The organism is Streptomyces sp. NPDC048644, assembly GCF_043199105.1.
In the GTDB taxonomy this organism is placed as follows: Bacteria; Actinomycetota; Actinomycetes; order Streptomycetales; family Streptomycetaceae; genus Streptomyces.
Genome location: NZ_JBICVO010000014.1, coordinates 124,820 through 138,281, shown reverse-complemented (window position 1 = coordinate 138,281; position 13,462 = coordinate 124,820). Strand labels below are relative to the sequence as shown.

Genomic DNA, 13,462 nt, shown 5'->3' with positions numbered 1-13,462 from the left:
CCGACCATTCTCACTCGTCACCGGATGAACCCGGCGCCAGGGTGCCGAGTACCTCGTCGGCGGCCCTGTGGGCCGAGCCGACACAGGCCGGGACGCCCACACCGTCGTAGACCGCGCCGCACACCCGCAGGGCCCCGGGCAGCGCGCCGACCGCCGCCCGGATCCGCGCGACCCGCTCCAGATGGCCGACGGCGTACTGCGGCAGGCCGCCGTCCCAGCGGGTGACGGTGGACGCCACCGGCCGCGCGGCGAGGCCCACCGCCTCGCCGAGATCGCCGAGCGAGAGGTCCACCAGCTCGGCGTCCTCGCGCTTGAGGTCGGCGTCGTCACCGAACCGCCCGACGGAGGTGCGCAGCACGAACAGTTCGGGGTCGGCGTCCGCGATCCAGCCCCACTTGTGGCTGGCGAACGTCGACGCCTTGATCCGGTGGCCGTCGACCGGCGGGACGAGGAAGCCACTGCCCGCGGGCACCCGGTCCAGGTCGGCGCGGCGGAAGGCCATGGTGATCAGGGCCATCGACGCGTAGTCGACGGCGGCCAGTTCGGTGGCAGCGGCCGGGCAGTCCTGCCCGACGAGGCGGGCGGCTTCGCCGGCGGGCGCGGCCATGACGACCGCGTCGGCCGCCAGGGCACGGTCACCGACCCGCACCTCCCAGCCGCTCTCGCCCCGCCACCGCAGGTCCTGGACGCGGGTGTGGAGCAGGATCTCCCCGCCGGACGCGCGGACCGCGTCGGCGACGGCGCCCGGCAGCGTCCCGATGCCGCCGTCGATGCCCATGAAGACCGGGCCGCCGGGCTGCGCCGCGGCGGCGGTGCGGGCCTGGAGCGCGCGGACGCCGTCGAGCAGGGACCGCTGGGAGCGGGCGGCGTCGAAGAGCTGGGGTACCGCGGCGCGCATCGAGATGCGGTAGGCGTCACCGGCGTAGACCCCGCCGAGCAGCGGTTCCACCAGCCGGTCGACAACCTCGCGGCCGAGCCTGGCGGCGACGTACGCGCCGACCGCGACGTCCTCGCCCGCTTCGGTGCGCTCCAGCGTCGCGTCCCGGCCGATGCGGTCGAGCCCTTCCGGGGAGAGCACCCCGGAGGCCGCCAGTGGGCCGAGGTCACCGGGGACGCCCATGACGTGTCCCTTGGGCATCGGGCGGAGCGCGCCGCGGGTCCACAGGGAGGCCGACGCGGTGGTGGGCGGCTGGAGCCGGTCGCCGAGCCCCACCGCGCGGGCGAGCGCCACCGCTTCCGGCCGCCTGGCCAGCATCGATTCGGCACCCAGGTCGACCGGGACACCGGCGATCTCCCCGGCGCGCAGCTTGCCGCCGAGCCGGCCCGACGCCTCCAGGACGGTGACCTTGGCACCGCCTTCGAGCAGGCGGTGCGCCGCGGCGAGTCCGGAGATGCCGCCTCCGATGACGATGACGTGACCGGTGCCGCCGGCCGCCCGGCCCGTCCTGGTGTGCGCTGCGCTCATGCCCCCACTCTCTCAGAGTCCTTACGGCGCCCTCGCCGGGGCCGCTCCTGAGCCCGCCGCCACCGTTCCCGTACCGCCGCGATGCCGTGCAACGGGCAGTCCCCGCAGGCCACTTGGCGCCGTCCCGCCCGGCGCTTCCGGCCCCCGGAAGGTGGCCGACGGCCCCGTTGACACCGGGCTGCACCGGGCGAAGACTCGGTGCGGACGGCGACGATCTTCGTGCCGTCCGCCCACCGCCGGGCCGGGAGCGCGCGCACCGCGCGAGGACAGCGAGGACGCCGCCTGATGACCGACCACCGCGTACGGGATGTCTACATCGTCGACGCCGTGCGGACCCCCGTCGGCAAGTACGGCGGGGCACTGGCCGGGCTCCGGCCCGACGACCTCGCCGCGAAGGTGCTCAGGGCGCTGGTGGACCGCACCCCCGCGCTGGATCCGGCGCGGATCGACGACGTGTGTTTCGGCGACGCGAACGGCGCGGGCGAGGACAACCGCAATGTCGCGCGGATGGCCGTGCTGCTGGCCGGGCTGCCGGTCACGGTGCCAGGCGTGACCGTCAACCGGCTGTGCGGCTCGGGCCTGGAGGCGGTCGTCCAGATGGCCCGTGCCCTCGCGCTCGGCGACGCGCACCTCGCGGTGGCGGGCGGCGTCGAGTCGATGAGCCGCGCACCGTACGTCCTGCGCAAGTCCGAGAGCGCCTACCCTGCGGGCCATCAGGAGCTGTCCTCCACGACCCTGGGCTGGCGGATGGTCAATCCGCGGATGCGGCCCGAGTGGACGGTCTCGCTCGGCGAGGGCGCCGAACTGATCGCCGACCTGCACGGCATCACCCGCGAACAGCAGGACGTGTTCGCGCTGGCCAGCCACCAGAAGGCGGTGCGCGCCTGGCGGGACGGCGCCTACGACGCGGAGGTGGTGGCGCTGCCCGAGGTGGCGCTCGCACGGGACGAGCCGATCCGCGAGGGCTCATCCCTGGAGTCGCTGTCCAAGCTGAAGCCGGTGTTCCGCACGGCGGGCGGCACGGTCACCGCGGGGAACTCCTCGCCCCTCAGCGACGGCGCCGCCGCCCTGCTGCTGGCCGACGAGGAGGGCCTGCGGGCCACCGGCCGGGAGCCGCTGGCCCGGATCCGGGCCAGCGCGGTGACGGGTGTGGAGCCGCAGCTGTTCGGGCTCGGCCCGGTGGAGGCGGTGCGCCGGGCGCTCGACCGGTCGGGGCGCGGCTTCGGCGAGGTGGCGGCGTTCGAGCTGAACGAGGCGTTCGCGGCACAGGCGCTGGGCTGCATCGGGCAGTGGCCCGATCTGGACCCTTCGGTGGTCAATCCGCGCGGCGGCGCCCTCGCGATCGGCCACCCGCTGGGCGCGTCCGGCGCCCGGCTGGCCGGCTCGGTCGCCCACCAACTCGCCGCGCTGGGCTCGGGAACGGGCCTGGCGGCGCTGTGCATCGGCGTGGGGCAGGGGCTGGCGCTCGTACTGGAACGGTAGGGGGCGGCGGTCGTACCGGCACGGCCCGCGTACCCGTTGCGCACTCCGCGCCGGCCGGCCGCGCACCGTAGCCTGGCGGCGCGGTGCGGTCCTGACCCGGCGCCTGGGCCCGTCCCGGACGGCCGGCGGACACCGCGGAACAGGCGAACCCGGCGAAAGGGCACAGGACATGGCGGCTGCGGAGCGACTGGTGGTGGTCGGCGGTGACGCGGCCGGAATGGCAGCCGCCTCGCAGGCCCGGCGCCTGCGGGAACCCGGCGAACTGGCCATCACCGCCTTCGAGCGCGGCCATTTCACCTCGTACTCGGCCTGCGGCATCCCGTACTGGGTGGGCGGCGAGGTCGACGGTCCCGCCGGCCTGATCGCCCGTACGCCCGAGGAGCACCGGGCCCGCGCCATCGACCTGCGGATGCGCACCGAGGTCACCGAACTCGACCTGGACCGCGGCCGGGTGCGCACCCGCACGCTGGACGGCGGCGGCGAGTCCTGGACCGGCTTCGACAAACTGGTGCTCGCCACCGGCGCCAGGCCGCTGCGCCCCGCCCTGCCCGGCATCGACGCGCGGGGCGTGCACGGCGTCCAGACCCTGGACGACGGCCGGGCGCTGCTGGACACGCTCACCTCCGCCACCGGCCGGCGCGCCGTGGTCGTCGGCGCCGGTTACATCGGCGTCGAGATGGCCGAGGCGCTGATCCGCCGCGGATACGAGGTGACGGTCCTGGACCGCGGCGAGCAGCCGATGTCCACCCTCGACCCCGACATGGGCGCGCTGGTGCACTCGGCGATGTGCGCGATGGGCATCGAGACGGTGCGCGGCGCGCACGTCACCGAGGTGCTGACGGACACGGAGGGGCGGGCCCGCGCGGTGGCCACCGAGGACGCCGAGTACCCGGCGGACGTGGTCGTGCTGGGCATGGGCGTGCGGCCCGAGACGTCGCTGGCCGCCGCTGCGGGACTGCCGCTCGGCGACTCCGGCGGGCTGCTCACCGACCTGTCGATGCGGGTACGCGGCCAGGAGCACATCTGGGCGGGCGGCGACTGCGTCGAGGTCTGGGACCTGGTGTCGGGCCGCACCCGCCACATCGCGCTCGGCACCCACGCCAACAAGCACGGCCAGATCATCGGCGCCAACGTGGGCGGCGGCTATGCCACCTTCCCCGGTGTCGTGGGCACCGCCGTCAGCAAGGTCTGCGATCTGGAGATCGCCCGCACCGGACTGCTGGAGCACCAGGCGCAGGCGGCCGGGCTCCGGTTCGTCACCGCGACGATCGAGTCGACCGACAAGGCCGGCTACTACCCGGGCGCCCGCCCGATGCACGTGAAGATGCTCGCCGAACGCCGCACGGGGCGGCTGCTCGGCGTGCAGATCGTCGGCCACGAGGGCGCGGGCAAGCGGGTGGACATCGCGGCCGTCGCACTGACCGCGGGGATGACGGTGGAGCAGATGACCGCACTCGATCTCGGCTACGCGCCGCCGTTCTCACCGGTCTGGGATCCGGTGCTGGTGGCGGCCCGGAAGGCCACGGCGGCGGTACGGGCCGCCGGGGTCTGACGGGTCAGCGCGCGGTCTGCGTGTGGACGTACTCGACGAGGCGGGTCAGCGCCTCCGGATCGGTGTCGGGCAGCACGCCGTGGCCGAGGTTGAAGATGTGCCCCTCCAGGCCCGCCGCCGCGTCCAGAACCTCGCGGGCCTTGGCCTCGACCGCCTCGCGCGGCGCGAACAGCACGGCCGGGTCGATGTTGCCCTGGAGCGCCTTGCCGGGACCGACCCGGCGGGCCGCCTCGTCCATCGGCACCCGCCAGTCGACGCCGACGACATCCGCGCCCGCCTCGCCCATCAGGCCGAGGAGTTCGCCGGTGCCCACGCCGAAGTGGATGCGCGGCACGCCGTGGTGCGCGACCGCGTCGAAGACCTTGGCGGACGCGGGCATGACCGAGCTGCGGTAGTCGGCGGGGGACAGCGCGCCGGCCCAGGAGTCGAAGAGCTGGACGGCGCTCGCCCCGGCCTCGATCTGCACCGTGAGGAAGGCGGAGGTGATGTCGGCGAGGCGGTCGAGCAGGTCGGCCCACAGCTGCGGGTCGCCGTACATGAGCGCCTTGGTGTGCTCGTGGTTGCGGGAAGGACCGCCCTCGATGAGGTAGCTGGCGAGCGTGAACGGCGCACCGGCGAAGCCGATGAGCGGCGTGGCGCCCAGTTCGCCGACGAGCGCCCGGACGGCCTCGGTGACGTACGCGACGTCGTCGGGCTCCAGCGGACGCAGCCGCTCCAGGTCGGCGCGGCTGCGGATCGGCTTCTCGACGACCGGGCCGACGCCGGGCTTGATGTCGAGGTCGATGCCGATGGCCTTGAGCGGGACCACGATGTCGCTGAAGTAGATGGCGGCGTCGACGCCGTGCCGGCGGACCGGCTGGAGGGTGATCTCGGTGACGAGCTCGGGCCGCGTGCAGGAGTCGAGCATCGCGATGCCCTTGCGGACCTTGTGGTACTCGGGGAGCGAGCGCCCCGCCTGGCGCATGAACCACACGGGCGTGTGCGGCACCGGTTCGCGCCTGCACGCCTTGAGGAAAGCCGAGTCGTACGTACCGGTCTGCTGCTGGCCCGCGGGGCTGTGGTTGGCGCTCACGCCCCAAATCTTCGCATGCAGGCAACGACACCTCCGAATGGGCGACGCGCGCACCGGGTGTCCTCCCCATATGCGGGCCGGGTTCCGCCTAACCTTCCGGGCATGGCTGCGGCTCACGAACACCTCGCGGACAGCGCGGACGAGACCCCGATCCCCTTCCGTCAGGCGGTCGAGTCGCTCCGCGCGGCACGACTGCGGCCCGAGATGGAGATCGACCCGACACCCGCGCCGAAACGGCTCGCCCCGTTCGCGTACGCGCTGGAGGCTGCGGTCGTCGAACGGGGCTCGGGTGCCGACGGGGAGGACACCGACCTGGCGGACGGCAGACTGGTGCTGCTGTACAACCCGGCAGGCCAGGAGGCATGGGCCGGCACCTTCCGGGTGGTGACCCTGGCACGCGCCGAACTGGAGCCGGAGATGGGCACCGATCCGCTGCTGCCCGAGGTCTCCTGGTCGTGGCTGACGGGCGCGCTCGACGCCCGCGCGGTGCGGTACGGCGAGCCCAGCGGCACGGTGACGCGGGCCGGTTCGCACTACTTCGGCGGGCTCGCGGCACGTGAACCCGCCACCCAGATCGAGATCCGCGCCTCCTGGACGCCGGCGGAGGGGCCGGGCGGCGTGCCGGATCTGGCGGCGCACCTGGCGGCGTGGTGCGACCTGCTGTGCCAGGTCGCCGGGCTGCCGCCGGTCCCGCTCGACGCGGCGCCGCGCGGTGGGGTGGTCCCGCTGCCGCAGCGCCGCGGCCCGCAGCCGCGCTGAGTACACGGACCACGAGGGCGTCGCACCGAACCGGTGCGGCGCCCTTTCGTCATGCGTACGCCTCTGATCATGTCGATGCTCACGTATGATCGATCACGTATCCGATTTGCCCGAATTGCACCCAACTAAATCGTGATCAAAGTCTAAAGTCCCGCCGTATTGCTGCCGAAGAGGTCAGTGACCCTTCAATCACGGAACATTCCGGCTCGCCCCCTGTAGCCGGATTTCTTCCCCCCTCGCCACTCCCCCAGGAGGCCCGGTGTCTGTTCTCCTCGAGCAACCTTCGAGCCTGGTCGCCTACCGCCCGAACAAGCCGACGGCCATGGTCGTCGTGGCCGACCCTCGCGTCCGCTCCACCGTCACCCGCCATCTGTGGGCGCTCGGCGTGCGTGACGTGATCGAGGCGTCGTCCATCGCGGAGGCCCGTCCCCGCGTCGGTAACCCGCGCGACATCTGCGTTGCCGACGTCCATCTTCCCGACGGCTCCGGCCTGACCCTGCTGTCCGAGACCCGGGCCGCCGGCTGGCCCAACGGCTTGGCGCTGTCGGCGGCCGACGACATCGGCGCGGTACGCAACGCACTCGCCGGCGGCGTCAAGGGCTACGTCGTCACCGGCACCCGCACCAACCTCGGACTGCCGGGACGCCCCGGCGCCGCGCCCATCGGCGCCCATGCCGCCCGCATGCAGCGCCGCCCACCTGGTGCCCCGGGCCACCCCGGCGGCTACCGCGAACTGTCGGGCCGCGAGGTCGAGGTGCTGCGGCTGGTGGCGGAGGGCCAGTCCAACAAGGCCATCGGCGTCTCGATGGGCCTGTCCGCACTGACCGTCAAGAGTCACCTCGCCCGCATCGCCCGCAAGCTCGGCACCGGCGACCGGGCGGGAATGGTGGCCGTCGCCCTGCGCACCGGCATCATCCACTGACCCGTCACACGACCGCATCGCCCGTCGAGGGAACGTTCCCTCGACGGGCGATGCGCATACACAGATACCCTTGACTGGTGACCGACGCCCAAAAGACCGCAGCAGACACGACACTGCGAGCAGCCGGAGACTCGCCTCCGGATTCCCGACCGGCGCCGGAACCCCTGTTGGAGCCCCGCGAGGGCATCCCTCCGGTGACCGAGACCGACGAAGCGCTCGCCGAGGTCGTCGCCGCCTTCGCGGCCGGCCGCGGCCCCGTGGCCGTGGACGCCGAACGCGCCTCCGGCTACCGCTACGGCCAGCGCGCCTACCTCGTCCAACTGCGCCGCGAAGGCGCCGGCAGCGTACTGATCGACCCGGTCGGCTGTCCCGACCTCTCGGCCCTGGGCGAGGCCATCGCCGACGCCGAATGGGTCCTGCACGCCGCCACCCAGGACCTGCCCTGTCTGCGCGACATAGGGATGGTCCCGGCCCGGCTGTTCGACACCGAGCTGGCCGGACGGCTGGCCGGTTTCGCCCGGGTCGGCCTGGGCGCGATGGTCGAGAACGTCCTCGGATACGCGCTGGAGAAGGGGCACTCGGCCGTCGACTGGTCCACCCGCCCGCTGCCCGACCCCTGGCTCCGCTACGCCGCGCTCGACGTCGAGCTGCTGGTGGACCTGCGGGACGCCCTGGAGGAGGAACTGGCGGAACAGGGCAAGCTGGAGTGGGCCAGGCAGGAGTTCGCGGCCATCGCCGCGGCGCCGCCCGCGCCGCCCCGCAAGGACCCCTGGCGCCGCACCTCCGGCATGCACAAGGTGCGCAGACGCCGCCAGATGGCCGTCGTACGGGAACTGTGGACGGCGCGCGACCAGGTCGCCCAGAAGCGCGACGTGTCGCCGGGCAAGGTGCTCGGCGACGGCGCGATCGTGGAGGCGGCGCTGAATCTGCCGCCGAACACGCACGCGCTGGCCGCGCTGCCCGGCTTCGGGCACCGCATGGGCCGCCGTCAGCTGGAGCAGTGGCAGGCCGCCGTCGACCGCGCCAGGGCGCTGCCCGACAGCGAGCTGCCGCAGCCGGGGGCGCCGCTCAACGGGCCGCCGCCGCCCCGCTCCTGGGCCGACAAGGACCCGGTGGCCGCGGCCCGGCTCTCGGCGGCCCGTACCGCCGTGACCGCGCTGGCCGATTCGCTGAATCTCCCTCAGGAGAACCTCATCACGCCCGACACGGTGCGTCGGCTGTGCTGGGAGCCGCCCGCCGAGCCCACCGAGGAGGCGGTCGCCGCCGTCCTCGCGGGCCACGGCGCCCGCGCCTGGCAGATCGAGCAGGTCGCGCCGGTCCTCACGGCGGCGCTGGAGGCGAACGGCGGCTGACACGCGACAGCACCCCGGCGGTCCCCTCACGGGGCGCCGGGGTGCGTGCGTGGGGCGTCCTCAGTCCTTGTCGACGTGTTCAGTCCTTGTCGACGTGCTCGCGCAGGATCTTGCGGTTCGTGGCGTCGACGTCGAAGGTCGTCTTGTTCCAGTCGGACGTCGTCACGACGTCCACCGACCACTTGGGCGTGCCGTTGTCCGTGTCGTCCAGCTCGACGGAGCTGACGGTGCCCTTCGTCTTGCCGGTCGCCGTCTGCGCGGCCTGCTGCGCCGTGACGGTGGCCTTGCGCAGCTGGTCGGCCAGCTGGGTCTTGTCGTCCTTGTCCTGGTCCTCCTTGACGCTCGGCTTGTCCGCCTTCCCGGAGGCCGCGTCGACGCGGACGGTGTGGACGGTCCCGTCGGCGGTGGCCACCTCCGTGTCCCAGGTGGGCCGGCCGCCGTCGTTGCCGTCGAGTTCGACGGCCACCGCCTTCGACTTCGGTACGGCGGCGAGCGCGGTGTCCAGCGCCTTGTCGTAGCTGACCTTGGCCTTCGGGATCAGGGCCTTGCGCTGGGCCTGGTCCTCGGTGAACGAACCGCTCGGCGAACCGCTGGGCGAACCGCTCGGTGTGGCGGCTGCCGGATCGGCCGCCCCGGAAGCCGCCGCCGGGCTGCCGGGACCGCTCCTCACGTTGCCCGCGCCCTTGTCCGTCCCGCTTCCGCAGCCCGCGAGCAGCGCGCCCGCGGCGGCGACGGCGCACACGAGGCCGATCGCACGAGGCCCCGTCGAATGCATACTGTGTGTCACCACACACTTGCTCTTCGTGTCCATGAGGGCACTTTAAGCGGGCCGGGGGCGGATCACACCTCCACCCGGACGGCATCCGCCGGGTGTGACGTTCACCGCTCCGGGCGAGGGGGCTGTGCAGCTTGGTTACCCGTAAGTAGCATGAGGGGTGTGACGCGTCCCCCGGGGCGCCCCGCAGCAGTGCCATCCCGCACCTGGAGGAGAGCCAACGTGCCTCGTACCGCTAGGGACGTCGTCTTCGTCGACGGCGTCCGCACCCCGTTCGGCAAGGCGGGCCCGAAGGGCATTTATCACGAGACCCGCGCCGACGACATGGTCGTCAAGTGCATCCGGGAGCTGCTGCGCCGCAACCCGGATCTCGATCCGGCCAGGATCGACGAGGTCGCCCTCGCGGCGACCACCCAGATCGGCGACCAGGGCCTGACCCTGGGCCGTACGGCCGGCATCCTGGCGGGCCTGCCGCAGTCCGTGCCCGGCTTCTCGATCGACCGCATGTGCGCCGGCGCGATGACCGCCGTGACGAGCATCGCGGGCGGCGTCTCCTTCGGCGCGTACGACATCGCGGTGGCCGGCGGCGTCGAGCACATGGGACGCCACCCCATGGGTGAGGGTGTCGACCCCAACCCGCGCTTCGTGTCGGAGAAGCTGGTCGACCAGTCCGCCCTGTTCATGGGCATGACGGCGGAGAACCTGCACGACCGGCTGCCGCACCTGACCAAGCAGCGCGCCGACGAGTACGCGGTGCGCAGCCAGGAGAAGGCCGCGAAGGCGTACGCCAACGGGCAGATCCAGGCCGACCTGGTGCCGGTCTCCGTGCGGCGCACCAACGCGGAGGCCGGGGAGACCGGTTGGGGCCTGGCCACCGCCGACGAGCCGATGCGCCCGGGGACGACCCTGGAGAACCTCGCCGGGCTCAAGACCCCGTTCCGTCCGCACGGCCGGGTGACCGCGGGCAACGCCGCCGGGCTCAACGACGGCGCGACCGCTTCGCTGATCGCCGCCGAGGACGTGGCGCGCGAGCTGGACCTGCCGGTCAAGATGCGTCTGGTGGACTTCGCGTTCGCCGGTGTGGAGCCCGAGGTCATGGGCATCGGCCCGGTCCCGGCGACCGAAAAGGCGCTGGCCAAGGCCGGTCTGACGATCGATGACATCGGCCTGTTCGAGATCAACGAAGCCTTCGCGGTGCAGGTGCTCTCGCTGCTGGACCACTACGGCATCGCGGACGACGACCCGCGCGTCAACCAGTACGGCGGCGCCATCGCGTTCGGCCACCCGCTCGCCTCGTCCGGCGTGCGCCTGATGACGCAGCTGGCCCGGCAGTTCGAGGAGCAGCCGCAGGTCCGCTACGGCATCACCACCATGTGCGTGGGCTTCGGCATGGGTGGAACGGTCATCTGGGAGAACCCGCACTTCGAGGGGAACAAGTGAGTACTACCGCTGAGCTGTTGAAGGGTGCGGCAGAGCTGTTCCCCGACGAGGTCGTGACCGCGGCGCACGTACGCCACATCGACCTGCCCCTGGGCGCGGGGAAGTTCGCGCTCATCACGCTGGACAACGGCCTGGACCACACCAAGCCGACCACCTTCGGGCCCCAGTCGCTGGCGAACCTCAACACCGCCGTCGACCAGGTGGAGAAGGAGGCCGCGGCCGGTGACATCGTCGGTGTCGGCATCACCGGCAAGCCGTTCATCTTCGCGGTCGGCGCCGACCTCAAGGGCGTCGAGCTGCTGAAGCGGCACGAGGACGCGCTGGCCATCGGCAAGGGCGGCCACGACGTCTTCAAGCGTCTTTCGGGCCTGGCCGTGCCGACCTTCGCGTACTACAACGGCGCGGCGATGGGCGGTGGCGTCGAGGTCGGGCTGCACTGCACCTACCGCACCGTCTCCAAGGCGCTGCCGGCGTTCTCGCTGCCCGAGGTCTTCCTCGGCCTCGTCCCCGGGTGGGGCGGCTGTGTGCTGCTGCCGAACCTCATCGGTGCGGACCGCGCGGTCTCCGTCGTCATCGAGAACTCGCTCAACCAGAACAAGCAGCTCAAGGGCAAGCAGGTCTTCGAACTCGGGATCGCGGACGCGCTCTTCGAGGGCGCGGACTTCCTGGAGCAGTCGCTGATCTGGACCGCTTCGGTGCTGAAGGGCGACACCGAGGTCGTACGGGCCGAGATCGACCGCGGTGCGGCCTGGGACGAGGCCGTGGCGCGCGGCAAGGCCATCGCCGACGGCAAGGTGCACGGCGCGGCTCCCGCCGCCTACCGCGCGCTGGAGATCATCGCCGCCGCCAAGAGCGGCGACCGCCAGCAGGGCTTCGACGCCGAGGACCAGGCACTCGCCGACCTGATCATGGGTGGCGAACTCCGGTCCGGCATCTACGCGTTCAACCTCGTGCAGAAGCGCGCCAAGCGTCCGGCCGGTGCGCCGGACAAGAAGCTGGCCCGCCCGGTCACCAAGGTGGGTGTGGTCGGTGCCGGTCTGATGGCCTCGCAGCTGGCGCTGCTCTTCGCCCGTCGCCTGGAGGTGCCGGTCGTCCTCACCGACATCGACCAGGCCCGGGTCGACAAGGGCGTCGAGTACGTCCACGGCGAGATCGACAAGCTGCTGCTCAAGGGCCGGGTCAACCAGGACAAGGCGAACCGCCTCAAGGGCCTGGTCTCCGGTGACCTCGACAAGGCGGCGGCGTTCGGCGACGCGGACTTCGTCATCGAGGCCGTCTTCGAGGAGATGGGTGTCAAGCAGAAGGTGTTCGCGGAGGTCGAGGCGGTCGTGCCGGAGCACGCCATCCTCGCCACCAACACCTCCTCTCTGTCGGTCACCGAGATGGCGTCGAAGCTGAAGAACCCCGAGCGGGTCGTGGGCTTCCACTTCTTCAACCCGGTCGCGATCCTGCCGCTTTTGGAGATCGTGCGGGCGGAGCAGACCGACGACGCGTCGCTGGCCACCGCCTTCTCCGTCGCCAAGTCGCTGAAGAAGACGGCCGTGCTGGTGAAGGACGCCCCGGCGTTCGTCGTCAACCGCATCCTGACCCGCTTCATGGGCGAGATCCAGAACGTCATCGACGAGGGCACCCCGATCGCCGTCGCCGAGAAGGCCGTCGAGCCGCTCGGTCTGCCGATGTCGCCGCTGGTGCTGCTGGAGCTGGTCGGCCCGGCGATCGGTCTGCACGTCTCGGAGACGCTGAACGGCGCCTTCCCCGACCGCTTCAAGGTCTCGCCGAACCTCGCCGCCGTGGTCAAGGCAGGCAAGCGCGGCTTCTACGTCTACGACTCCGGCAAGCCGGAGCTGGACCCGGAGGTCGTCGCGCTCCTGGAGCAGGGCGATGCCGTCCTGACCGATGAGCAGGTGCGTGACCGCGTCCTGGACGCCGTCGCGCAGGAGATCGGCCTGATGCTGGACGAGGGTGTCGTCGCCGAGGCGCAGGACATCGACCTGTGCCTGATCACCGGCGCCGGCTGGCCCTTCCACCTGGGCGGCATCACGCCGTACCTGGACCGCGAGGGTGTCTCCGAGCGGGTGACGGGCAAGAAGTTCCTGGCTCCGGGTGTGGCGAGCGTGCCCGCGTAGGCAAGCGGCTCCTGAGGTACAGCGCGGACCGGCTCTTCGGAGCCGGTCCGCGGTGCGTGTGGGGTGTTCCTGCGGGCGGGGCTTCCTCTCCCCTCCCCCGTGGCACGCTGGGGCCATGGATTCCTTGGTGATCGTCGATGCCGCGAATGTCGTCGGTTCGGTACCGGACGGCTGGTGGCGGGACCGGCGTGGCGCGGCGGAGCGGCTGCGGGACGCGCTGGCCGGCTACGCGGCGGGCGGGGTGCCGGGGTTCGTCGAGCCGCCCTTGGAGATCGTGCTGGTGGTGGAGGGCGCGGCGCGGGCGGTGGCGTCGGTCGACGGGGTGCGGGTGGAGTCCGCGCCGGGCAGCGGGGACGACCGGATGGTGGAGCTGGTGGCCGATGAGGGTGTGGGGCGGGACTGTCTGGTGGTGACCGCGGACCGGGAGCTGCGGGCCCGCGTCGAGGCGCTGGGCGCCCGGGTGGCGGGCCCTCGCGCGGTCCGCGGCGCACGGGGCGGGAGCGCGTAGGGACGTCCC

At 72.7% G+C, this 13,462-nt stretch carries 11 protein-coding genes; 8 read left to right on the top strand and 3 right to left on the bottom strand.

Features of this window, described 5'->3' with window-relative positions:
- Window positions 1-10: 10 nt before the first annotated feature.
- The gene (gene hemG / locus ACGFNI_RS27395) at window positions 11-1,465 is read right to left on the bottom strand and encodes a protoporphyrinogen oxidase (protein ID WP_393687327.1); all 1,455 of its coding nucleotides are present in this window, start codon (window positions 1,463-1,465) and stop codon (window positions 11-13) included.
- A gap of 285 nt (window positions 1,466-1,750) precedes the next feature.
- Here hemG and ACGFNI_RS27390 point away from each other — a divergent pair, with 285 nt between their 5' ends.
- Together ACGFNI_RS27390 and ACGFNI_RS27385 are read left to right on the top strand one after the other, a co-directional pair.
- Window positions 1,751-2,947 carry a thiolase family protein gene (locus tag ACGFNI_RS27390; protein WP_393687326.1) on the top strand — a complete coding sequence of 399 codons (1,197 nt, stop codon included), beginning with the start codon at window positions 1,751-1,753 and terminating at the stop codon, window positions 2,945-2,947.
- Between the two features lie 169 nt (window positions 2,948-3,116).
- Window positions 3,117-4,499, top strand: a complete 1,383-nt coding sequence (locus ACGFNI_RS27385; protein WP_393687325.1) for an FAD-dependent oxidoreductase — start codon at window positions 3,117-3,119, stop codon at window positions 4,497-4,499.
- A gap of 4 nt (window positions 4,500-4,503) precedes the next feature.
- On the opposite strand, the gene hemE is transcribed toward ACGFNI_RS27385, so the two are convergent.
- The gene (hemE, locus tag ACGFNI_RS27380) at window positions 4,504-5,571 is read right to left on the bottom strand and encodes a uroporphyrinogen decarboxylase (protein WP_393687324.1); all 1,068 of its coding nucleotides are present in this window, start codon (window positions 5,569-5,571) and stop codon (window positions 4,504-4,506) included.
- Between the two features lie 102 nt (window positions 5,572-5,673).
- Here hemE and ACGFNI_RS27375 point away from each other — a divergent pair, with 102 nt between their 5' ends.
- From ACGFNI_RS27375 to ACGFNI_RS27365, 3 genes are all read left to right on the top strand, one after another.
- Window positions 5,674-6,330 carry a DUF3000 domain-containing protein gene (locus ACGFNI_RS27375; protein ID WP_393687323.1) on the top strand — a complete coding sequence of 219 codons (657 nt, stop codon included), beginning with the start codon at window positions 5,674-5,676 and terminating at the stop codon, window positions 6,328-6,330.
- 259 nt (window positions 6,331-6,589) lie between these two features.
- A complete protein-coding gene (locus ACGFNI_RS27370; protein ID WP_030279967.1) occupies window positions 6,590-7,252 on the top strand; it encodes a response regulator transcription factor in 663 nt (220 codons plus the stop codon).
- Between the two features lie 77 nt (window positions 7,253-7,329).
- Window positions 7,330-8,604 (top strand): ribonuclease D, encoded by a 1,275-nt coding sequence (locus ACGFNI_RS27365; RefSeq protein WP_393687322.1) that lies wholly within the window; start codon window positions 7,330-7,332, stop codon window positions 8,602-8,604.
- Window positions 8,605-8,683: 79 nt separating this feature from the next.
- Here the strand turns inward: ACGFNI_RS27365 and ACGFNI_RS27360 are convergent, their stop codons facing one another.
- A complete protein-coding gene (locus ACGFNI_RS27360; protein WP_393687321.1) occupies window positions 8,684-9,415 on the bottom strand; it encodes a PepSY domain-containing protein in 732 nt (243 codons plus the stop codon).
- 186 nt (window positions 9,416-9,601) lie between these two features.
- Here ACGFNI_RS27360 and ACGFNI_RS27355 point away from each other — a divergent pair, with 186 nt between their 5' ends.
- The 3 genes from ACGFNI_RS27355 to ACGFNI_RS27345 all read left to right on the top strand — a co-directional run bounded on the left by ACGFNI_RS27355 (window position 9,602) and on the right by ACGFNI_RS27345 (window position 13,453).
- Entirely contained in the window at window positions 9,602-10,819 is a 1,218-nt protein-coding gene (locus ACGFNI_RS27355) for a thiolase family protein (protein WP_393687320.1), read from the top strand.
- The gene (locus ACGFNI_RS27350) at window positions 10,816-12,945 is read left to right on the top strand and encodes a 3-hydroxyacyl-CoA dehydrogenase NAD-binding domain-containing protein (RefSeq protein ID WP_393687319.1); all 2,130 of its coding nucleotides are present in this window, start codon (window positions 10,816-10,818) and stop codon (window positions 12,943-12,945) included. Before ACGFNI_RS27355 ends, ACGFNI_RS27350 begins: the two co-directional genes overlap by 4 nt.
- A 115-nt stretch (window positions 12,946-13,060) precedes the next feature.
- A complete protein-coding gene (locus tag ACGFNI_RS27345) occupies window positions 13,061-13,453 on the top strand; it encodes an NTP pyrophosphohydrolase (RefSeq protein ID WP_393687318.1) in 393 nt (130 codons plus the stop codon).
- Window positions 13,454-13,462 lie beyond the last annotated feature (9 nt).